Raw genomic sequence first — 21,288 nt, 5'->3', positions numbered from 1 at the left:
GGCTGGAAGCTGTTCGGCACTACATTTTGATGCGCTCCATGCGTTTGCGCTGTAATGCTTTGCACTTGGCCTGTCGGCTGGAAGCTGTTCGGTACGACGTTCTGTTGTGCACCATGTGTCTGTGAAGTGATGCTGCCTACATACCCGCTCGATTGAAAGTTGTTCGGTACTACATTTTGTTCAGACTGTTGTGAAGTATAGCTATGTAGGTATCCTGACGGTTGAAGAGATGCACCTCTTGTCCCATCAACGTTTAACGCTCCATAGCTTCCAGAACCCAAGTTGCTGCTCATACCATAGCCAGAAGAGATTCCCGTTCCATAGCTGGCACTATTGCTTGTATAAGATACCGGATTGGACGTTCCTTCGTTCACCTGCTGCACCAAATCCCGAAATTGTTGTTGACCTGGCTGGCGCAAGTATTCATTCGACATATGCCTATTCCTCCTATGCGATCGCATCTTATCCGTATGCCGCATTCATATTCACGGCGCACGATGTTAGTATGGATGAACAAGAGGAACAATTATGCATTTTACAGAAAAATTCAAGCAGCCGATGAAACAAACATCAACCTCCTACTTTAGACTGGTTCATACGCTGACGGGAACTGTGATTGGAAGCCTCTACAGGAATGAGCTGACCTGCCTTGCCAAGTCCGAATGCAGGCATGTAGTTATAGACCGCTTCATACTGGCCAGGTTCAATCTGATACGTCTCATGGTAAACGCCAACCTCCCCGGCCTTGCCGGTCTGATGGAACTTGCGCCATGTTTCCTTATGGAACCCGTTTCTGGCATACCGCTCTAAGTCATCGTAGGAACGCCAGTACTGCACCAGCATCGGACCATTTCGCCCAATAAAATATTCGGCATGCAGAAAGCCATGCTCCTTCTCTTGATACAGCTCCTTCATCATACGCGGCATGGCCCGTGCGACTGGCAGCCATTTGCGTACCGCAAGCCAACGATTCACTCTCATCCCGATAATAAAGACAACGAATGAGCCTTCCATCTTGGCCGCAAAGCGCCCCATATGGATCCCCATCTCTATCCCTCCCTATTTAGCTAGCACTTCTAAATGCTCCATATAACAGGCCATAATATCATCTCCGCGCATCATAAGATGAGCCGTTAAATAGGTTCCATAAAAAATCGTAAACAGCATTTCCGTCATTTGCCCGACACTATAACGTTCTGTGGCTTCTCCTTTGGCGATCGCCTCTTCAGCAATGCGCCGCATGAGCACATAAAGATTTGGATCAATTGCGCGAGCCCGCTCCTCTTTCCCAGGGAAAAGCAGATGAATCTCAGCATCCGTCAACATCGGCATAAGTGGATGCATCTTCTCTTCTGCAAGCAGTCCCACAAGACGCAGCATGATGCCCGGCCGAGCATGGTCATCCTCAACAATGCAGGCGAATAAATGCTTGGCAGCATCCCAGCCCCGTAGCCCCTGTTCGTCGATTTCTAGCCAGCGCTTCGTCAACCACACGCACATGTAATAGACAAGCACATCTTCCTTTTTCGGGAAGCACTTAAAAAAGGTCACCTTCGACACTTCCACTTGCGCACATATATCTTCCACTTTCATCTCACGAAAGGATTGCTTCACACTCATGTCCAAGCAAGCTTCGTAAAGTGCTATTTTTGTCTTTGCCTTCTTCCGCTCTCTCAGCGGGACATTCAACATCACCATTTCTATTTCCAATCCTTTCTTGCCGGCAATGCTTTAAATATACCTGAGTAATTAAATTAACTCAAGTAAACTTTTTTGACGAGCGTAAATTCCCCTTCGTTTGGACTCTGTGCCCTTTTTATGTACAATGGAGTGGTAAGTAACTATAGAAAAGGAGATAGATACGTGTTTGAATGGAAAAATATTATTCGCGGGATTCTGATTGGGGCAAGTGACCTGATTCCCGGAGTAAGTGGGGGTACAATTGCCGTTGTACTCGGATTCTATGAGAAACTGATCGCTTCAATCAGCGGGTTCTTCAGCCGGGAGTGGAAGAAGCATCTAGGCTTCCTCATTCCGTTAGGCATCGGTGTCGGTTCAGCGATTTTGCTGCTTAGTAAAGTAATGAAGTGGCTATTGGCCGAGCATCCGCAGCCAACCTTTTTCTTCTTCCTTGGTCTTATTGTTGGTATATTGCCATTTTTGTGGAGAGAAGCAGATGGATCGCGCAACTTCAAGCCTGTCCACTATATTCTGCTGCTGATTGGAGCTGCTGCCGTAGCGTGCACAGCGTTTTTCAAACCAGACGATCATAACTCGATTATTGAGCTTACAGCATCCTCAGGGGTATTTTTATTTTTCGCTGGATGGCTGGGAAGCATGGCAATGATTCTGCCTGGAGTAAGCGGTTCATTCGTATTACTCCTGCTCGGCGCTTATCCGACGGCAATTCACGCCTTGTCAACACTGAACTTGCCGCTCATTGCCATTATTGGCGCCGGGGTAATCGTCGGATTCATTGTTAGCACGAAGTTCATCCGCTTCTTGCTTGCCAAGTTCCCATCAATCATGTATGCCATTATTATCGGCATGGTCGTTGGCTCTCTGGCCGTTGTTTATCCAGGACTGAACGGCTCAATCGGTACACTTGCCATTAGCATCCTAATGATGATTCTTGGATTTGCTGCTGCCTATGGATTAGGGAAGCAGCAGCCGCAATGATAGAGCTTCGACTACAACATGATTGCTTATACGACAGCAAGGCACCTCATCTTATTATCAGAAGATAAGGTGCCTTGCTATATGAATGCACGATATGATGTAGAAATGTGTAGGTAAGGTGCCAATATTATACGTGCTATGCCTCTAACGGGCATCTGACAGCTGGTGATATTGATTATGCAGCGGACGCAGCTCAAGCCAGCGTTGGAAGGATAAACCTTCCTGCTGCTCCTCATAGAGCGGATGCTCCGCCTCGCCAAGATGCGCCTCTGGCAGCTTCGATGAGCCCTGGAATGTCAATTGCACAGGCAATGTCAATGTATCCGGGTAGCCTGGAATTGCAGATGATAGGCGTCCCTTCACGTGGCGCACCTTGCTGGATGCCGAATGCCGCACATGTTCGGGATTAATTTGAACCCATACATCCCAGCTCACTTGCCCTCTGCCATTGCGGAACGGAACTGTCAATCTGCTGTGTATATAGTAATATTCATCGTCCATGATGCATTCATCCGGCGTCAATTGACACCGTTCTTCCCGTTCCCACGGCTCAATCTCCGTTACATAGAATGGTGCTGTACAATCCGTGTACACACTCGCCACAGGAGCATCGCTTGGCTTCCTTAATCGTGTGCGATGCCTCCGGCGTTTTCCTAGCAATTCTGCTCTACTTTCTCTCTCTTCCATATCTCTCCACTCCCTCTACTTATTTTTTACGCAAAAATAGGGAAAATGAAAGAGGGAAATTGTGAACATTTCTCAACAAAATTCTACAAAGTACAACAAAAATATTGTCTGTTCGTGTCGAATGATAAAAAAATGCGCCTTTATTCGATATTTCTCCCCTCTGTTTCAGAGGTAAATCAGATAGAAGTTGCAGATAGAATCTACGTGAAAGTCAATCGCATCCTAATGACAGCTCGTGGTCATGAATCTTCCCATAAAAAAACCTGCATGCGGCAGCTGCAGGTGGAAATGTAAAATATGATCCGTCGTTCCATCTTTATAGATTAACGATTAAGCAAGCTCCCTACATAGCGAAGCAATTCATTGGCGCAAACTGGGCAATACCCATGTTCCTCCATCAGTCTGGCTGAGACCTCATTAATGCGTTTCAACTGCGTTTCATCTGGCGTTTTCGTGGACGTCGTAATCTTGACGATATCCTTCAAGTCAGAGAACAGCTTCTTCTCTACCGCCTCACGCAATCGGTCATGGCTGTTGTAATCGAATTTGCGTCCCTTGCGTGAATACGAAGACAGCCGAATGAGGATCTCTTCCCGGAACGCCTTCTTCGCATTTTCCGATACGCCGATTTGTTCCTCAATTGAGCGCATAAGCCGCTCATCTGGATCCAGCTCCTCATCCGTAAGCGGATCGCGGATCTTCTTCCAATTGCAGAATGCCTCAATATTGTCTAGATAATTCTCGAACAAGGTCTTCGCAGATTCTTCGAACGAATAGACAAATGCCTTCTGCACTTCCTTCTTCGCAAGGCTGTCGTACTCTTTGCGAGCAATCGAGATATAGTTGAGATATCGTTCCCGTTCCTCCTTCGTAATCGAAGCATGCTGATCCAAGCCGTCCTTCAAGGCACGCAGTACATCTAATGCGTTAATGCATTGAAGATTCTGCTTTATAAGCGCACTTGATATCCGGTTAATAACATATCGAGGATCTACGCCTGACATCCCTTCCTCGGAAAATTCACTTTGCATTTCCTTCAGATCATTGTCCTTATAGCCTTCTACCTCTTCACCATCGTACATCCGCATCTTCTTCACTAAATCCATGCCCTGCTTCTTGCTCTCCTTCAATCGGGTCAAGATGGAGAATATAGCAGCTGCCTTGAGCGCATGCGGCGCAATATGAACATGACCCATATCGCTCTGACTGATCAGCTTCGAATAGATGCGCTCTTCCTGCGACACCTTCAAGTTATACGGGATCGGCATGACAATCATACGGGATTGAAGCGCCTCATTCTTCTTGTTCGCGATGAAGCCTTTGTACTCCGCCTCATTGGTGTGAGCGATGATGAGCTCATCGGCCGAAATCAGCGCAAATCGTCCAGCTTTGAAATTCCCCTCCTGTGTGAGCGACAGCAGATTCCACAGGAACTTCTCATCGCACTTCAGCATCTCCTGGAATTCCATCAAGCCGCGGTTCGCCTTGTTCAGTTCCCCATCGAACCGATACGCGCGCGGATCAGACTCCGAACCAAACTCCGTTATCGTAGAGAAGTCAATGCTTCCCGTTAAGTCCGCAATATCCTGCGACTTCGGATCCGATGGACTGAATGTCCCGATCCCAATCCGATTTTCCTCCGATACAAGCACTCGTTCCACCAGTACCCGCTCGATGTCGTTGTCATATTCCGTCTTCAATCGCAGTTGGCAAGACGGGCAGAGATTTCCCTCAATGCGAACACCCAGCTCGCGCTCAACCTCAGGCCGAAGTTCATTCGGTATCAGGTGCAGCGGTTCTTCATGCATAGGGCAGCCCTTGATTGCATATATAGCTCCCCGCTCGGTTCGGGAGAACTGCTCCATGCCCCGCTTCAGCATCGTGACCAGGGTTGATTTCCCTCCGCTCACAGGCCCCATCAATAGCAATATCCGCTTCCGCACATCAAGCCGCTTCGCAGCAGAGTGAAAATATTCTTCCACCAGCTTCTCAATGGCACGGTCAAGACCGAATATTTCCTTATCGAAAAACTTATATCTGGTCTGCCCGTTAACCTCTTCCACACCATACGACGCAATCATCTCATACACGCGCGCATGTGCCGTCATCGCCGGAGCGGGGTCACGACGCAGCAACTCGACATATTGTTTAAATGTTCCGGTCCAGGCCAATTGTTCACTTTCGGCACGATGTTCTGAAATCCGTTTGAATATGTCCATCCCTTTAAACCTCCATTGCTCCCGATTTGCAACACAGCCCTCCATCGCCGCTTTGCGTCTGTCTCACTTTAGAGAAAAAATTAGTGTACTACATAACTATGCGGAACAAGCCTGTGAATATCACGAAATTTTCTGCATATACAAGCCCAACCTTTGGTTCGATCATGAGCATGGTATAATGGGACGAAGAGTTATAGGAAAGAGGCCCGGAGAAATCATCACAAGATTTGTCCCCCTTTTTCATCGGGAAAGGAGAAACCGTTCGTATGGGCAAATCAACATCCCCTTCTACTCGAGCCAAAAAAACGAAACAATCTGCACGCTCACAGCGTGCATCGCCTGTCCGCTCGGATTCAATCGCAGCAGAGCTGGAGCAACAACATGAGACGGAGGAGACGAGAGAGAAGCAAGTGGACTCGTCTAGAGTCATTCTTAAAGAATCAGAGCTGTACGCCCCAATTAAGACGTACTTTGAAGCGATTGGATATCATGTTCGAGGTGAGGTTCGCCATTGTGATATGGTTGCTATCCGCCCAGATGCGCCGGAAGCAGAGCCGATTATTATCGAATTGAAGTCTTCCTTCAACGTAACGCTGCTGCTTCAGGCGCTTGATCGCTTAAAGCTGTCGTCGACCGTATACGTTGCTGTAGCCAAAAAAAAAGCAACCCGCAGCAGCCACCCGGTATCCGGACTTCGACAATTATGCGAACGGCTCGGATTAGGATTTCTGCTCGTCACCTTCTATAAACGAAAGGCGCCATTTGTAGAGGCAATCTGTCATCCTCCTGGATGGGTAGAGCAAGCAGATCAAGCCGTATATAAGCCGAAGCCAGTCAGAACTTCCAAGACTAGAGCTGCAAGGCTTGTCCGTGAATTCCATGCGCGCAGCGGCGACTATAACGTAGGCGGCACGACGAAGCAGCCGCTCGTTACAGCCTATCGTGAGAAAGCGCTTCGAGTGGCTAATGTTCTGCAGGAGGGCCCGCTTCGAGCTGCAGTTGTTCGCAGCAGAGCTGGAGTTGGTGATGCGGCCAGCATTTTGCAGAAAAATTACTACGGGTGGTTCGAACGCCAGAGCCGGGGGATTTATGCATTGACCTCCGAAGGGACAGCGGCTATTGCACAATATGCGAATATTCTTGCGCAGCTGCCAGGATTATCGCCTTAGTCCATTTTCGGATTTATCACCCTGTCGCGGCAACAGATCGTTAGCCTTCTATCTGAGACCTGTCCAATGCAATCCACTTCTAACCCCATCCAGTTTCAAATAAAAAGCAAGCAGCCCAGACAGGACTGCTTGCTTCTCATGATCTCTACATTTACGAACGTATTGCGTACGATTGCTTACACACCAGAGTAACGGCCCAAGAATTCGGAGGCTGCCTCTGTCAGGCGCTCCATTCCGGTACGGATGACACTCGGCTGCGCAAACGAATAGTTAAGACGCATTGTGTTGCGATTTGGTTCACCTGCATAGAAGGACATGCCCGGAACGAATGCTACACCCTTCTCTACAGCAACCTTGAGCAATGCTTGGGCATCCAAGCCTTCAGGAAGCTCTACCCAGAAGAACATGCCGCCTTGAGGCGTATTCCACTTCGCGTCCTTCCACATCTCCTGCTGCAATTCGGAGGCCATCGTCTCCATTCGTTCTTTGTACACGGAAGACAGCTTGCGAATATGTCCATCCAGATCAAATACTTCTGGCAAGAGCATCTCACTAAGGATCAGCTGATCCAGAACACTGGAATGGAGATCCGCAGATTGCTTCGCCCGAGCCATCATGCGAATAACCTGCTTATCCGCAACGATCCAGCCTGTGCGCAGTCCCGGGGCAACTGTCTTACTGAACGTGCTCGTATAGGCTACAATTCGCTCCTCTGTTTTCCCTTCCAGGGAAGCGATATTAGGTACCTTGTTATCTGTAAACTTCAAATCTCCGTATGGATCATCCTCAAATATGAGAACTTCATGCTCGCGGCATAGATCCAACAACGCTTGTCTGCGCTCCAGGCTCCATACTCGCCCTGTCGGATTGCTGAACGTTGGTACTACATATACAAATTTCGGATTATGTTCTTTCAGCTTAGCAGCCAAATCTTCCGGAACCATACCGTTGCTGTCGCTCTCCACCGGAATGATGCGGGCGCTGTAGGAACCAAGCACTTGCAGGCAAGCAAGATAAGTTGGATTCTCCACGAGGACAACATCACCTGGATCCAGCAATGCTCTTGCGTACAAGTCAATCGCTTGCTGAGAGCCTGATGTAACTAGAATCTCATCTGCTTCCGATTCAATGCCGCGATTGGCTTGCATACGAGCAGCCAGTCTCTCACGCAGCACAACGGCACCTTCTGTCAATCCGTATTGCAAGGCTTGCGGGCCTTGACGGAATACACGCTCAGAAGCTTCACGAATCGCATCAATTGGGAACAGTTCGTCTGCCGGTAATCCTCCAGCGAAAGAGATTATCGACTTGCCCTGTGTTAATTTCAAAATATCGCGCACTACCGAGCTCTCTACAGAGCGAACGCGAGCAGAAAAATTATATTGCATAACGGTATCATCCCTTCCTATTTCCAAAAATGATACACCCAACGCTTTATTAATGCAATGGTGAGTATGATTTGCAGTCATCACAATCTTGTCACATGTAAGCGCATCCGGCATCATAAATACATGATATAGAAATTGAACGCAAAGTTTAAAGCCCCTTCATTGCTGGGTGCAATACTACTACTATTCTATGTCTTATCGAAGGTAACTACTATACCCCAATACATTTTAATAATCGATCAAGATACAACAGCTCATGTTATCGTCCAAAAAAGGAGCACCCTGTCACCGAAGCTGGTGATGAGACGCTCCTTTTTCATATGCAATCATGATGAAATTAACCTTAACTACCCGCTATGCGCTTGGCTCTCCTCCGCGAAGCAGTCCATACATCATGCGGAATGGAATCGAAATAATAATGCAGACGCCTTCTCCTGGTGAAGCATCCCACGTCATACTGCCATTCAACAGAAGAACACGGGCACGGAGGAGCTTCAGTCCCTTCACCTTCGCACGTTCATTGAACACAGCTGCTGCTTCAAAACCAACTCCATCATCTTCATATAGAATGACAATTTGCCCTTCATCCTTACGTACTTGAAGGTCAATATTTTTGGCATAAGCATGCTGGGCTGAATTATGCAGAAGCTCCTGCACCATACGGAATACATGCAGCTTCATAGCCGGATACAGTGCATCAATCCCAGCTTCCTGATCCACTTGGAAATGAACGCGCTCGCTCCACTCTCCGCATTCCCCTTCAATATATTGCCGAACCGCATTAGCGAAGCCCGCCGTGTGCATAAGCTGCGGATCAAGCCCCAGACAGGTATGCCGCAGTTCCATATTCACGTCTGTCAACTGCTTCTCTACTTGAGCTAGCTGCTCCCGAACAGCGGTCGCTTCCGTGTTTGCGTGAATGGCATCAAGCTGCATGCCAACATCATGCAAGCGCCGCATAACCGTATGCTGCAGCATGTTGGACAGTTTTCCTTTGTCCTTCTCCATAGAGCCGAACATTTTCTCAATCACCCACGGCCCTGTTGTTAAGGATTGCAAGGTTACAGGCTTCCGTTCGGTTTCCCGTTTCAGCTGCTCTACTTGCGTATTCAGCAAATGAATCATCATCACTTTCTTCATGCCGATATTCATATAGCGGATTAACTGACGTATCCATTCTTGTTCCTCCATGTTCAGCTCAGCTCCATCTTCACGATGTGCGACTACCAAATACGCAATGTACACATCATGCCGCTCAACCTCGAACCAATAAGCCGACTCGGAATAGAATTGACCCGAACGAACTCGCCGCTCCACATCTGTTGCATCGAGTCCACCATCAATATAGAGCTCGATATCATTATGCGGGTTTTTGATCACAAGTGCTGCCCCCCGAACCTTCAAGGTCTTGATGAGGGAGTAGAGGATCGCCTTGCTCCATTCCTGCATCGTATCTAGTGCAGTTAATTGAGCCGTAATCAGCTGCAGCGACTCCTTCAGCCGCTGATTGCTCGGATAAATTGCTGTTGTAAGCTTCCGATTGAAGTATGGGAAGCTGTACAGCAGAACGGACAATAAGATAACGATAAAGCCAAAGCTGAATATATGCTGCACGATCGTATGAGATTCAACAAAGATGATCGCATTCAATCCAACAAGGAGCGCCCCCGGAACCATGGCGATAAGAACAAGCGACACGACCCGCTTAATGACGATCTCAAAGTCAGACAATTTATGGAAGCGATTCAAATACACAAAGCTTAATGGCAGCAGCAATGTGAACCACCCCGTTAATAGCGGCGGTACAAGCGGATCCTGACGGAATATCATTGGAACATAGGTCAATAACAGGATTGGTGTAAATGCAATCCCCATCCATATCCACACATAACGAATGACAGATGCGATATGAGGTGAGCTTAACCGATTGCGATAATAAGTGGATGCGATCCAATAGAAATTGTAGGCCACTCCGCTCACAAAGAGCCAATCGGCTACGATATTGTCAATTTGGTACACATCGTACACATAATCGGTCATAAGAAGCGTTGTTTTTAACACAAAGTATAAGCCAACGATTCCATAGAACACGTGAATGCCGCGCCGTGAATATGCGATACCCGCTTTCTCATAGAAAAATTGTGCAATGAAGTGCAGCAGAACGATCGGTATTAAGGCTACGGCGCACCAAATAATAATCTGACCAAGCATATCTCCCCGGAATGTAGCTCCCATGCTCATATAGATGATGACCATTATAAGCAGCAAGCAGGACAACATTCTCATGGACAAGCTGGAACGTTCCTTCCACCATATGTATCCTGCAAGTACAATGAAGATAAACTCACTCGCAAACGGCAGCACTCCGGAAAACGGATGACGAGGTTCGTACGCTATATCGATAAGCCTGCTATGCCCAGAGTGATCAATAACGATATATTCCGCTTGTTCAATCGTGTGCCATCGTCGGACGGTTGGATGTTCATTTGGCGGGTTGCCGTTAATGCTAATGATCCGGTCACCAACCTGCAGGTGGTGTCTTGTCGCGAATGCCTCTTTTGAGAATTCGGCGATTGTCCATACCCCTTGCTCTACCTGCACACGAATCCCTAAATAAGGATACCGAACCGTTACAAATACGAACCAGCACTGCAATACGAGTAATACTAATAACCCTATTTTTGTAATCGTTTTCAAATTTTTCGATTTTATTCCTTTTTTCTCCATCTCTCTTCTTTACCCCTGACAGAAGAATCATTTATCGACAAATTTCATCACAAACCTTTCTTTATTCTAACGAACGCTTCCTGTAACTTCAATGCAAGATTTGTATGAATTTTGCATCTCTTCCCCCAATAATGATAGAATTCATGCTAGAATGGGTAATGTTTTTACGTTACCATTCGACTTCTTTCGAGGTGATTCAATTGCAACCAACAGCACAGACGGAACGCGACACGGCACGTCGCTCCCGAACGAAGACGAGCGGAGCTAGCGCCAAATGGTTTCTCCTCTTCTGGGTCATTATGATCGGTATTGGAGTAACGGCTACCTACTTCTACAGCACCCATATGAAGAAAACAATGCTTCAGGAAATTCAAGTGCAAACCGAGGCCCAACTGCAGCAAGTCAAATTAGACTATGAAAAGCAGCTCGGCGAGTTAAATAAGAAGATGGATGCCATGCAAAGCAAAGTTCAATCGTTCAATGAACTACTTACGTTTACAAAGGATAATACTTCGAACAAAACGGACAACAGCAACAAGCTGTATACACAATTGAACGAAGTGAAGAAGCAGCTTGCGGAGCTGCAGAAGAAGATGGATTTGTTGAAATAACAAGCGAGGCGGTTTTTATGAAATTGCAAGTAAAAGTGGTCAATCGGCTCTTCATGATGATCACTGCACCTTTTCTTGGCATGATGATCTGGATGCTGATCTCTTCGCAGAGCGTATCGCTTCAATTCGATAACAAGCCGCTTGCGGAGCCAGCAGCATTCAATAAGACGCAGGCTCAAGTATCCGCTCAATTGGATCAAGCGAAGGCGACGGCCGTCTATACAATCGAATCCGTACGACGTATCTCTACCTTGTATAATCGGACGACCACAACGATGAATGACATCGTTCAATCGGCGAATAGCCAAGCGAAGCGGCCAGAGCGTATCTATGATCGCCGGATATCATCGCGGCTCGGCACACCGAAGGAGCGCATCGACAGCGAGAAGCTGCGCGCGGAATTATACACAATCAATCAGCCCACTTATCGTGGATATGCGATGAAGGTCAAATTGAAGGATCCGCAGGCAATGCAAATGACGCTTGGCCGCGACGAGTATGGTGGATCGGAGACGACGATGCAAGCTGTGAAGCGGCATAATGCCATTGCTGGCATTAACGCTGGCGGTTATGCAGAGAGCAGAGGCAAACGCTATCCACTTGGAACGACCGTGGTGAATGGCAAATACGTCCCCTCATTCGAGCCAAGCTTCAAGAATCTGTCCTTCGTCGGCATGGACATCAATTCCCGCTTGATTGGCGGACAGTTCTATCAGAAGGAAGAGCTGGACAAGCTTAAGCCTGAATATGGAGCAACCTTCGTCCCTGTTCTATTAAAGAATGGTGCGAGTCTTACGATCCCTGATAAATGGAAGACGTCACCCGCGAGGGCGCCCCGTACCGTTATCGGCAATTACAAGGATGATCAGCTGCTCATCTTAGTTGTTGACGGCTATAACGAAGGCGGCAGCTCCGGTGCTACGTTGGAGGAACTGCAGCGCAAGCTGGCGAATCTCGGCGTAAGAGATGCATACAACCTGGATGGTGGAGGCTCATCGACGCTTGTATTCAATGGACGAGTTGTCAACACACCATCTGATGGCGAGATGCGATCTCTTCCTACTCATTTCTTGTTCTTCAAATGACAACTTACGGAACAACCTGCATTTCATATTTTCATTTTGGTATGTTTTGGGTATAATAAAGGCATCCATTGGGGGTGTGCATATCATGTCCGTAACTTTTGGGATCATTATGCTCGTATTCGCAATGTTCATCGTAGCTATGTTAACAGCTGGCTACAATGAGGATAAGACGAGCGGCTTGTAAGAAGAAGGAGCTTTCCGATTGCGGAAGGCTTCTTTTTATGCTTCCATTTCTAAATATGGATACATCCGGTTGGATTGACACCCGTTACCTAACTTGATACGATAAGAATAACGAGGCATTTCACCCCACTGGGGCGAGATGCCTTCGTGCATATTTATAGGATTTTACATTTAATGGTCTACTGTGAGGAAAGGACTGATGCAATGATCCAGGTAAGAGAGTTTGTAGACGTAGGCTCAGTGACAGCGGAGCAGAAGGCAAATGAGTTTTTGGCAACGCTGCAGGAAGAGCAAGTTATTGAGATTAAATACTCGGCAGGTTATCGCCCAAATCGCGAAATCTCCGAGCAAAGAAGCTGTATATTGGTCATCTATCGGACAGCTAGCGTTCCTGCTGGGAAGCATGAGCCATAGCTGCGATACACCGAACATTTGAAAAGGAGAGGTTTGTCATGATGCAGCATTTTCAGGCAGTAACAAGAAACAGCGAGGATCGAGGAACACTGCGGCAGCTTCGCAAGGATGGACGGCTGCCTTGTGTCCTGCTGCACAAGGGGACGAGCGTGAATCTTCACTTGGATGAGAAGAAGTTCTCCATGTGGGTCAGAGATACGACAAGCAGCCAGTTGGAACTCAGCTTAGACGGGGCAGATTCGATTACGGCTACCGTCAAGGAGATTCAGCGTCATCCTGTTACGAATGACATTGTGCATGCTGACTTACTGCGTGTGTAATTCCCCTGCATTTCCTTCAAGCACTACTACAAGTATAATCATACAGCCAAGGTCGGAGAATCTCTTCTCCCCTTGGCTAATTTTATTTATAGCTCCACAAATTAAAAAGAAGCATCACCGAGTGTGATGCTTCGCCTCTTGTTTCTCTTTATCGAGCCAAGTGAGTCATGTCATGCATACATTGTGCGCATATGTATCGATCCTTGAAATCCGCTACCCCATCCATTGACCCACAAAATACGCATTTCGGACGGTAGCGCTCTAAAATAATATGATCTCCTTGAACCAAAATTTCAACAGGATCCCCTTCGTTCATCTGGTAGCGCTTCCTCAGCGATTTGGGAAGTACGATACGTCCCAGCTGATCGACTTTACGGACAACACCGGCAGGTTTCATCAGTTCCACCTCTCTTGAATATTCTCTTCTCTCATGTTTACCCTCGAAACTACTGCCCCTACTACTTCGATGCCTCGATCCAAAATCCTGCTGAAATTTGTCAATTCAATTCGTTTTTATTCAAATCTTGTAATATGGTGCAATTACCGCAAATTAAAGAAGTCTACTTGACGCAGTGCTTCATATACGACAATTGCCGCTGCATTAGACAAGTTGAGTGACCGTACCTTATCCGTCATTGGCATGCGCATGCATGTCTCTGGATTCGCATGAATGATCTCCTCAGGGAGACCTTTTGTCTCCTTGCCGAATACGAAGAAGTCCCCATCCTGGAACGAGAAGTCACTGTAGCAGTTGTCTGCTTTCTTCGTCGAGTAGAAGAAGCGGCCGTCCTTGTATTTCTCCTGAAGTTCTTGGAACGAATCATAGTAATGAATCGTTACTGCATACCAATAATCGAGACCTGCACGCTTCAAGGTCGCATCGTCCGTTCGGAACCCGAGTGGACGAACCAAGTGCAGATGAGTACCCGTCGCTGCGCAAGTGCGCGCAATATTTCCTGTGTTAGCTGGTATTTCTGGTTCAACCAGAACGATGTTGAAAGCCATCTGATGTTCACCTCACATATTTCATTGTTATATTATACACCAATATGGCAAGCCTATAGATTTCCGTGCACAGCAAGTAAATTGATCTTATTGCACCATGTTCATAGAGGTGGGTTTGACATTGGATTTTGCATGAATTATTATAGTTCTACAATCGAATGATTCGACTATTGAACGATTTGATTATCGAACCATTTAATATCATAAGGGAGCTATTGTTGTGAAACGAGATGCCAAAACCGTCATCGAACGGTATATAGCCGCAGAATTTACAGTAGTGAAGCATTTATTTAACGAGATCGGAGAAGCAATCCCCAATCATCTAACCATCGATCAATACCAGATTATGTGCGTACTTCATCAGCGAGGGCAGTGCACTTCCACCGATCTGGCCGCTGTATTCAAGGTCGTCAAGAGCTCCATTACCGCCATTATAAATAGACTTGTCGATCACGGATATGTAGAACGAACACCTGCTGAGGAGGATCGTCGCGTCATCGAACTGTCCTTAACCGAGGAAGGGCAGATGGTCTATGAGCAAGTGGATAAGCAGGTACAGGATATTGTCTCCTCTTATCTGACTCATTTCAATGAAACGGAAGTCGAAACCTTCATCGGGACGTACGAGAAGCTCGCCCGCTTGATGACAGAAGGGAAGAATCAAACATGAAAACGATACTAAAAGCAAGATGGGCCGTCATGACGGCCTGGATTGCGGTTGCTGTTATTCTTGCCATAGCAGCACCGTCGCTATCTGAGCTTGTGAAGGAGCATGGTACGATTGGCGTACCTGACGGCTACTCCTCTGCAGAAGCGATCCGCATCATGGATGAAGTGTCCAATGCGAAAGGCAATGCACATGAAACGAGTATGGCACTGGTCTTCCATAATCCAAATGGATTGACGGATAAGGATACCAAAGATATTCTGCATGCTATTCAGCAGCTCAATCAAAACAAAAACAGCCTTCATATCGTCTCCATGCTCGAACCATACGGACAGTCGGAATTGAAGGATAAATTAATTTCCAAAGACAACAAAACCGTACTCACCTCCCTGTCAGTCAGTACCGAGACAGCGAATCCGGTAGAAATTCGTGATCAAATCAATAAAGAACTTGCTTCTACTTCTGTTGAACACTACATTACCGGTCGCAAGCTGATTGAAAATGACCAACTCGTCAGCTCACAAGAGGGCTTGAAGAAGTCGGAACTGATTACCGTTGTATTCATTCTAGCCATCCTATTTTTCGTCTTCCGCTCGATCGTCGCAGCCTTCATTCCGCTGCTAACAGTCGGTCTGAGCTACATCATTTCACAATCCATTGTCGCATTTCTTGTCGAAAGCACCCAATTCCCGTTATCGACGTTCACGCAAATCTTTATGGTGGCTGTCTTATTCGGAATTGGAACGGATTACTGCATCCTGCTCCTCAGTCGGTATAAGGAAGAGCTCGCTAAGCACGACGATCTATGGGATGCGATTGCCGCTACGTACCGTACTGCCGGCAAAACAGTCCTCTTCTCCGGAATCGCCGTACTTGTCGGTTTTTCCGTGATTGGATTTTCCGAATTCAATTTGTATCGTTCTGCCGTTGCAGTTGCCATTGGAATTGCGATTATGCTGCTCGCGTTAGTAACGGTCGTACCGTTCTTCATGGCCGTGCTCGGCAAGAAGCTGTTCTGGCCAGCGAAGAAATCGATTGAGCATAAAGAAAGCCGTTCGTGGGGTGCCATTGGCTCATTCTCACTGCGCCGACCGCTGGCAGCGATGCTCGTGGTTGCAGCCGTCACTGTGCCATTCCTAATATCCTATAAAGGTGAAGTATCGTTTAACAGCTTGGAGGAAATCGGTGATAAATACGATTCCGTCAAAGCCTTTAATATTATTGCAGACAGCTTCGAGCCTGGCGAATCCATGCCAACCCAGGTCGTCATCAAGAGCTCTTCCCCGCTTCAGGTGGGCGAATATATGGCCGTAGCTGAGAAAATGAGCCGTGAGCTGATTAAGGTAGATGGTGTATCGGGCGTTCGCAGCCTTAGCCGACCTGCAGGCGATGAAATCAAGGACTTCCAAATTACCGAACAGATCAAGACACTTGACAGCGGCCTGTCCAAGGGAAATGACGGATTATCCAAAATTAAAGATGGATTGTCCGAAGCGAGCAACGAATTAAGCAAAAACGAGCCTAAGCTCAAAGAGGCAGCTAGCGGAGCAGCACAGCTCACCGCGGGAACCGAAGAACTGAAATCCGGAATCAAGCAGCTGAATGAGGGACTTGGCCGCATTGAATCTGGCATTCGCGATGGTTCTGCCGGTGCCGGCCAACTGCAGCAAGGTCTGAAGCAGGCCAAGGAGAGTGCGCAAAAGCTGGGCCAAGCCCATCAGAAGCTGCTCGATACCTATAAGCAGATTGGGCAAGGTCTCACTGAAATAACAAGCGGCGTTGGCCAAATGAATACACAATTCAGCGAATTGACCAAATCGCTGCAATCGTTAACGACTCGGTTCGCCAGCTTGGAGGAACGATTCCCTGATTTGTTGAGAGACGCTGATTATATGGCGATTCGCGGTACCGTAACCGCTGCTGGGCAAGGGGCAGCCCAATTATCCGGCGCTCTTGGACAGATGCAATCTACATTAGCGAAAGTAAACGGAGGCATGGCTCAGGCGAACCAAGGCTACGAGCAAGCCACTACCGGCCAGAAGGCGCTGGCATCAGGGTTCGATCAGCTCATTGCAGGCATCTCGCAGCTAGAGTCAGGTCTGAAGCAGGCAGCCAGTGGCCAAGGCCAAATCATTAGCAAAGTCCCTGGCATCATAACAGGACTTGATAAACTTCAAGCTGGCCAAAAACAGATCGGAGACGGCTTCTCGCAATTATCTGATCAGATTGGCAAGCTGACGACCGGCTTGAAGGATGGAGCCGATGGATTGACGCAAGTATCGGATGGGCTCAACTCTGCTCAGGGATATTTGCAAAATGTAAGTACAGCGCCCGATAAAGAGCTTGGCGGCTGGTTCGTTCCTGATGAAGTATTAACGAATGACGCCTTCCGCAAAGCGCTCGATATGTACTTATCCGAGGATCGCAGTGTAATGACCTTGGACGTCATCTTTGCTGATAATCCATATGGAACCCCGGCTATCGATCGGATCGACGCTGTGAAGGCAGCTGTGGATCGCAGTGTGAAGGGAACTTCCTTGGAAAAGGCGACGATCGCAGTTGGCGGTGTATCGAGCACGTTTGCCGACTTGAAGCAAATGTCTGGTGAAGATTATATGAGAACTGTAACGTACATGATCATCGGCATATTACTCATCCTGATTGTCCTGTTCCGATCCATCATTATGCCGCTGTATATCGTAGCATCCTTGCTGCTTACCTTCTTCACTTCGATGGGAATTACGGAAGTGATCTTTACGAAGATGCTGGATTACTCCGGCGTTACATGGGCAGCTCCATTCTTCGGCTTCGTTATGCTGATGGCACTTGGCGTCGATTACAGCATCTTCTTGATGGAGCGCTTCAATGAGAATAAGCATCTGGATGTGAAGGATGCAATCCTATACGCGATGAAAAATATGGGGACGGTTATTATTTCTGCCGTAATCATCTTAGGAGGAACATTTGCTTCCTTCTATCCATCAGGCGTACTGTCCATGATGCAAATTGCAACTGTCGTATTATCCGGACTTACCCTGTATACATTCCTCATCCTGCCGTTCTTCGTACCCGTCATGGTCAAGACGTTCGGTTCTGCCAACTGGTGGCCGTTCTTCCATAAGCAGCTGGACGAGAAAGCGAAACAGCAAGTTAGTGCCTAAACTGCTTTTCTAGGTCACTTGAGTATTAATCCATTGAATATCCATTAAATATCCATTGATCACATGAAATACATCCGCAATGTTGAAGAGGAACCGAGCATCGGTTCCTCTATTTTTTACACCCAGTTTACGTTTGCTTAATATGCCGCTGACGAATATCCTTCATAATGTTGGTATATGGCATTCGATCGGTGCACGATATCGAATGCAGTAAATCGTTCAACCGATTACTTACTAAAAGAATTGTGGGAGGGACTATTTTGAAATCCAAAATTTTAGTTGTTGATGACGAACCTTCAATCTCTACCCTCATTGAATATAATTTGAAGCTGGCCGGCTATGACGTTCTGTGTGTTTATGATGGGGAGGCTGTATTTGATGTTCTATCCACTTTCCGTCCAGATCTGATCATACTTGACCGCATGCTGCCGAAGAGCGATGGATTGGAAGTATGCCGCAAGCTGCGCGTGGCGAACAATATGGTGCCTGTCATTATGCTGACAGCGATGCATGAAATAGGCGATAAGATTGATGGATTAGATAATGGGGCTGACGATTATATGACGAAGCCTTTCTCCCCGCAGGAGCTTATATCCCGCATTCAGGCTGTTATGCGCCGCATCCGTTCCCTTCCTCTTGTAGATGAAGGACAGGTGTACCAAATCGGCAGTCTGCACGTCATGGCGGATCAGCGTGAAGTGAAGCTGGAAGGCCGGGATGTGGAGTTAACTCCGAAAGAGTTCGAACTGCTCGTCTTCCTATGCCGTCATCGCGGCAAGGTATTGAGCCGACAGCAGCTGCTGCACGGCGTATGGGATTATCACTTCCTCGGCGATACACGCATCGTCGATGTCCATATTAGCCATCTGCGCGACAAGCTGGAGAAAAACGCGCGCAGCCCTGAATATATCATGACGATTCGCAATGTAGGCTACAAGCTTACAGAACCGACAAAGCGTCACTTGGCCTAACTTATTCCTCATTTCCGATATAGCCCCGCCTGTTTCCCCGAGCAGGCGGGGTTTTTATTTGTTTTTCCTGCATAATCAACTCACTGGGCTATTATGAATGAACGAACACAATTACATGACCATGGAGGTTGCTATGGCGAACATCGTTAAAATTCGAGCAAGTGTTTTTATACCTATGTCTTGGACGGAGCCGAAGCAAGAGTTGGATACGGGAAATATCATTCAATACGAAGGCGACACTCGCGAATTTACACCGTATGCCGTAAACGCGATGCGTTCCAGAGTTGAGCAAGAAGTTGTTGTTGATTTTTATAAAAAGGAAGTGTTCTCCTATTCGAATACTGGCATCACAACCGAAAAAGTGACTCACCCAGATGGCTCTGAGCATAAAAGAACCGGCAAAGCCAGTACAGAGGGAATTTTGTGTTCCCATATTCGTTGGGGATCTAATGAAGTCATGTTCCAAATGCGTGCAAGTGCCAGTAATCCATTATTAGCACTTGCGCCTCCTGTTGATTATTTATTACACATACGAGTTACAGAAAATGGTGCCGTTGAAGTTGAGGGCAGCCATGATGGATTCCCGTGTTTTGAATTTTATAAGCAAGTAGACTTTGGGGCATTTAAACAAATCTATATTCATGATTTCAGAGAAACCGGAGATACCGCTCAAGCTCTGGCCGGGGAAATGGAGTACCATTTCAAAAAAGTGTTATAACGGAAATTGGCACTCAATACACGCATACAAAAAAACGAGTTAGCGGGAAACACTCCCCACTAACTCGTTGTTACTTATAAGAACAATGATTTCACGTTTCCCTTTAACCGTTGCGCTGTTGGAACTGCTTCATGAACTGCGCAAGAGCCTCACAGCTCTCGTATGGAACTGCGTTATAGATGGAAGCACGGAGCCCGCCAACGCTGCGGTGTCCTTTCAGACCTACGAATCCTGCTTCGCCAGCTTGCTTAATGAAGGCCTTCTCAAGCTCTTCGTCCGCCAAGCGGAAGGTCACGTTCATAAGGGAGCGGCTTCCGCGCTCCGCACAGCCGCGATAGAACTCTCCGCTAGCATCAATCGTGCTGTACAAGAGTTCTGCCTTAGCTTGGTTATCGCGTTCAACCTGCTCAAGCCCGCCGCGCTCCTTCAGCCATTGCAGCACCAGATTGACCATGTAGATGGAGAAGGAAGGTGGTGTATTGTACAAGGAATTATTTTTATAATGAGTACTGTAGCGAAGCATCGTCGGAATCGTCTTCGGGCTGCTCGCAATTAGTTCTTCCTTCGCAATGACGACGGTTACTCCAGATGGCCCCAGATTCTTCTGAGCGCCTGCGTAGATCATGCCGAACTTGGATACATCTACTGGACGGCACAAAATGTCACTGGACAAATCCCCAATAAGGGGTACAGAACCACTGTCTGGATAAGCATGGTACTGCGTTCCGCCAATTGTCTCATTGGAAGTGATGTGCACATAGGCCGCATCCTCTGGTGCGACTACCTCTTCTGGCGTCGGAACGCGCATAAAGCGATCCGCTTCTGTCGAAGCAATAACGCGCGTTGCACCAATCAGCTCGGCTTCTTTAATTGCTTTCTCCGCCCAGCTTCCGGTATGTACATATGCGCCTACTTTGCCTTCAGTGAGCAAATTCATCGGCACCATCGCGAATTGTGTGCTAGCTCCGCCTTGCAGGAACAATACATCGTACCCGGAAGGAATGTTCAGCAGTTCCTTCAGCAATTGTTTCGCTTCATTATGAACCTGTTCATATACCGCTCCGCGGTGCGACATTTCCATAATGGACATGCCTTGCTCTTGAAAATCTACGAATTCGGCTTGTGCTCGCTCCAATACAGCCAGCGGCAGCGCTGCCGGCCCTGCATTAAAATTGTACGCGCGATGTTGTCCCATCGGTTTCTCCCACCTTTGTCTCCATGACTAGCATGTTCGTAGGCGTCCATAAAATGATCCGAACGTCTTCTGCTAGCGATATTTTATCG

General features: G+C 47.4%; 20 protein-coding genes. 10 read left to right on the top strand and 10 right to left on the bottom strand.

Annotation, left to right across the window (positions count from 1 at the left end; genetic code table 11):
- The 3 genes from BP95_RS29900 to BP95_RS0108610 form a co-directional block, all read right to left on the bottom strand.
- Window positions 1–434 (bottom strand): hypothetical protein (locus BP95_RS29900; protein WP_036666854.1); only part of this gene is annotated, 434 nt, incomplete at its 3' end.
- Window positions 435–570: 136 nt separating this feature from the next.
- Complete coding sequence (locus BP95_RS0108615) at window positions 571–1,047, bottom strand: DUF4188 domain-containing protein (RefSeq protein WP_021252569.1); 477 nt, start codon at window positions 1,045–1,047, stop codon at window positions 571–573.
- 12 nt (window positions 1,048–1,059) lie between these two features.
- On the bottom strand, window positions 1,060–1,698 hold the full coding sequence (locus BP95_RS0108610; protein ID WP_028531911.1) for a TetR/AcrR family transcriptional regulator: 639 nt from the start codon (window positions 1,696–1,698) through the stop codon (window positions 1,060–1,062).
- A 120-nt stretch (window positions 1,699–1,818) separates the two neighbouring features.
- On the opposite strand from BP95_RS0108610, the gene BP95_RS0108605 reads away from it, so the two are divergent.
- The gene (locus BP95_RS0108605; protein ID WP_051249843.1) at window positions 1,819–2,679 is read left to right on the top strand and encodes a DUF368 domain-containing protein; all 861 of its coding nucleotides are present in this window, start codon (window positions 1,819–1,821) and stop codon (window positions 2,677–2,679) included.
- Between the two features lie 144 nt (window positions 2,680–2,823).
- Here BP95_RS0108605 and BP95_RS0108600 read toward each other — a convergent pair whose 3' ends face one another.
- Window positions 2,824–3,366 carry a DUF2199 domain-containing protein gene (locus BP95_RS0108600; RefSeq protein ID WP_028531910.1) on the bottom strand — a complete coding sequence of 181 codons (543 nt, stop codon included), beginning with the start codon at window positions 3,364–3,366 and terminating at the stop codon, window positions 2,824–2,826.
- Window positions 3,367–3,689: 323 nt separating this feature from the next.
- A complete protein-coding gene (locus BP95_RS0108595; protein ID WP_021252573.1) occupies window positions 3,690–5,585 on the bottom strand; it encodes a PrkA family serine protein kinase in 1,896 nt (631 codons plus the stop codon).
- A 266-nt stretch (window positions 5,586–5,851) separates the two neighbouring features.
- Between BP95_RS0108595 and BP95_RS0108585 the strand changes: the two genes are divergently transcribed.
- Entirely contained in the window at window positions 5,852–6,754 is a 903-nt protein-coding gene (locus BP95_RS0108585) for a DUF2161 family putative PD-(D/E)XK-type phosphodiesterase (RefSeq protein WP_081819834.1), read from the top strand.
- Window positions 6,755–6,930: 176 nt separating this feature from the next.
- Here BP95_RS0108585 and BP95_RS0108580 read toward each other — a convergent pair whose 3' ends face one another.
- The gene (locus tag BP95_RS0108580) at window positions 6,931–8,142 is read right to left on the bottom strand and encodes an aminotransferase-like domain-containing protein (protein WP_021252575.1); all 1,212 of its coding nucleotides are present in this window, start codon (window positions 8,140–8,142) and stop codon (window positions 6,931–6,933) included.
- A gap of 354 nt (window positions 8,143–8,496) precedes the next feature.
- Window positions 8,497–10,869, bottom strand: coding sequence for a sensor histidine kinase (locus BP95_RS0108575; protein WP_028531907.1), 2,373 nt, complete (start codon window positions 10,867–10,869; stop codon window positions 8,497–8,499).
- Between the two features lie 200 nt (window positions 10,870–11,069).
- Between BP95_RS0108575 and BP95_RS0108570 the strand changes: the two genes are divergently transcribed.
- The 4 genes from BP95_RS0108570 (at window position 11,070) to BP95_RS0108550 (ending at window position 13,482) form a co-directional block, all read left to right on the top strand.
- A complete protein-coding gene (locus BP95_RS0108570; RefSeq protein WP_021252577.1) occupies window positions 11,070–11,480 on the top strand; it encodes a hypothetical protein in 411 nt (136 codons plus the stop codon).
- A 17-nt stretch (window positions 11,481–11,497) separates the two neighbouring features.
- A complete protein-coding gene (locus BP95_RS0108565; protein WP_028531906.1) occupies window positions 11,498–12,565 on the top strand; it encodes a phosphodiester glycosidase family protein in 1,068 nt (355 codons plus the stop codon).
- Window positions 12,566–12,952: 387 nt separating this feature from the next.
- Window positions 12,953–13,162, top strand: coding sequence for a sporulation protein Cse60 (locus tag BP95_RS0108555; protein ID WP_021252579.1), 210 nt, complete (start codon window positions 12,953–12,955; stop codon window positions 13,160–13,162).
- A 38-nt stretch (window positions 13,163–13,200) separates the two neighbouring features.
- Window positions 13,201–13,482 carry a 50S ribosomal protein L25 gene (locus BP95_RS0108550; RefSeq protein ID WP_028531905.1) on the top strand — a complete coding sequence of 94 codons (282 nt, stop codon included), beginning with the start codon at window positions 13,201–13,203 and terminating at the stop codon, window positions 13,480–13,482.
- Between the two features lie 148 nt (window positions 13,483–13,630).
- Here the strand turns inward: BP95_RS0108550 and BP95_RS0108545 are convergent, their stop codons facing one another.
- A complete protein-coding gene (locus BP95_RS0108545) occupies window positions 13,631–13,879 on the bottom strand; it encodes an AbrB/MazE/SpoVT family DNA-binding domain-containing protein (protein ID WP_021252581.1) in 249 nt (82 codons plus the stop codon).
- Between the two features lie 143 nt (window positions 13,880–14,022).
- The gene (trmL, locus tag BP95_RS0108540) at window positions 14,023–14,487 is read right to left on the bottom strand and encodes a tRNA (uridine(34)/cytosine(34)/5-carboxymethylaminomethyluridine(34)-2'-O)-methyltransferase TrmL (RefSeq protein WP_021261527.1); all 465 of its coding nucleotides are present in this window, start codon (window positions 14,485–14,487) and stop codon (window positions 14,023–14,025) included.
- 220 nt (window positions 14,488–14,707) lie between these two features.
- On the opposite strand from trmL, the gene BP95_RS0108535 reads away from it, so the two are divergent.
- The 4 genes from BP95_RS0108535 (at window position 14,708) to BP95_RS0108520 (ending at window position 20,004) form a co-directional block, all read left to right on the top strand.
- Window positions 14,708–15,157: a MarR family winged helix-turn-helix transcriptional regulator gene (locus tag BP95_RS0108535; RefSeq protein ID WP_021252583.1), complete on the top strand. Its 450-nt coding sequence runs from the start codon at window positions 14,708–14,710 to the stop codon at window positions 15,155–15,157.
- A complete protein-coding gene (locus BP95_RS0108530) occupies window positions 15,154–18,315 on the top strand; it encodes an MMPL family transporter (RefSeq protein ID WP_028531904.1) in 3,162 nt (1,053 codons plus the stop codon). Before BP95_RS0108535 ends, BP95_RS0108530 begins: the two co-directional genes overlap by 4 nt.
- 260 nt (window positions 18,316–18,575) lie before the next feature.
- On the top strand, window positions 18,576–19,286 hold the full coding sequence (locus BP95_RS0108525) for a response regulator transcription factor (RefSeq protein WP_021252585.1): 711 nt from the start codon (window positions 18,576–18,578) through the stop codon (window positions 19,284–19,286).
- 133 nt (window positions 19,287–19,419) lie between these two features.
- Window positions 19,420–20,004 (top strand): DUF3238 domain-containing protein, encoded by a 585-nt coding sequence (locus tag BP95_RS0108520; protein WP_021252586.1) that lies wholly within the window; start codon window positions 19,420–19,422, stop codon window positions 20,002–20,004.
- A gap of 103 nt (window positions 20,005–20,107) precedes the next feature.
- On the opposite strand, the gene serC is transcribed toward BP95_RS0108520, so the two are convergent.
- Window positions 20,108–21,199, bottom strand: a complete 1,092-nt coding sequence (gene serC / locus BP95_RS0108515; RefSeq protein ID WP_021252587.1) for a 3-phosphoserine/phosphohydroxythreonine transaminase — start codon at window positions 21,197–21,199, stop codon at window positions 20,108–20,110.
- Window positions 21,200–21,288: the final 89 nt, after the last annotated feature.

It is taken from the genome of Paenibacillus sp. UNC217MF, from assembly GCF_000686865.1.
GTDB classification, from domain to species: domain Bacteria; phylum Bacillota; class Bacilli; order Paenibacillales; family Paenibacillaceae; genus Paenibacillus_B; species Paenibacillus_B suaedae.
This window is presented reverse-complemented; position numbering and strand designations above follow the sequence as displayed.

Bases quoted from the DNA above. Each gene is read 5' to 3' on its own strand.
- trmL (WP_021261527.1), bottom strand. From the start codon at position 14,487: ATGGCTTTCAACATCGTTCTGGTTGAACCAGAAATACCAGCTAACACA.
- BP95_RS0108520 (WP_021252586.1), top strand. From the start codon at position 19,420: ATGGCGAACATCGTTAAAATTCGAGCAAGTGTTTTTATACCTATGTCT.
- BP95_RS0108580 (WP_021252575.1), bottom strand. From the start codon at position 8,142: ATGCAATATAATTTTTCTGCTCGCGTTCGCTCTGTAGAGAGCTCGGTA.
- serC (WP_021252587.1), bottom strand. From the start codon at position 21,199: ATGGGACAACATCGCGCGTACAATTTTAATGCAGGGCCGGCAGCGCTG.
- BP95_RS0108575 (WP_028531907.1), bottom strand. From the start codon at position 10,869: ATGGAGAAAAAAGGAATAAAATCGAAAAATTTGAAAACGATTACAAAA.
- BP95_RS0108600 (WP_028531910.1), bottom strand. From the start codon at position 3,366: ATGGAAGAGAGAGAAAGTAGAGCAGAATTGCTAGGAAAACGCCGGAGG.
- BP95_RS0108545 (WP_021252581.1), bottom strand. From the start codon at position 13,879: ATGAAACCTGCCGGTGTTGTCCGTAAAGTCGATCAGCTGGGACGTATC.
- BP95_RS0108555 (WP_021252579.1), top strand. From the start codon at position 12,953: ATGATCCAGGTAAGAGAGTTTGTAGACGTAGGCTCAGTGACAGCGGAG.
- BP95_RS0108550 (WP_028531905.1), top strand. From the start codon at position 13,201: ATGATGCAGCATTTTCAGGCAGTAACAAGAAACAGCGAGGATCGAGGA.
- BP95_RS0108565 (WP_028531906.1), top strand. From the start codon at position 11,498: ATGAAATTGCAAGTAAAAGTGGTCAATCGGCTCTTCATGATGATCACT.
- BP95_RS0108595 (WP_021252573.1), bottom strand. From the start codon at position 5,585: ATGGACATATTCAAACGGATTTCAGAACATCGTGCCGAAAGTGAACAA.
- BP95_RS0108610 (WP_028531911.1), bottom strand. From the start codon at position 1,698: ATGGTGATGTTGAATGTCCCGCTGAGAGAGCGGAAGAAGGCAAAGACA.
- BP95_RS0108605 (WP_051249843.1), top strand. From the start codon at position 1,819: ATGTACAATGGAGTGGTAAGTAACTATAGAAAAGGAGATAGATACGTG.
- BP95_RS0108530 (WP_028531904.1), top strand. From the start codon at position 15,154: ATGAAAACGATACTAAAAGCAAGATGGGCCGTCATGACGGCCTGGATT.
- BP95_RS0108615 (WP_021252569.1), bottom strand. From the start codon at position 1,047: ATGGGGATCCATATGGGGCGCTTTGCGGCCAAGATGGAAGGCTCATTC.
- BP95_RS0108585 (WP_081819834.1), top strand. From the start codon at position 5,852: ATGGGCAAATCAACATCCCCTTCTACTCGAGCCAAAAAAACGAAACAA.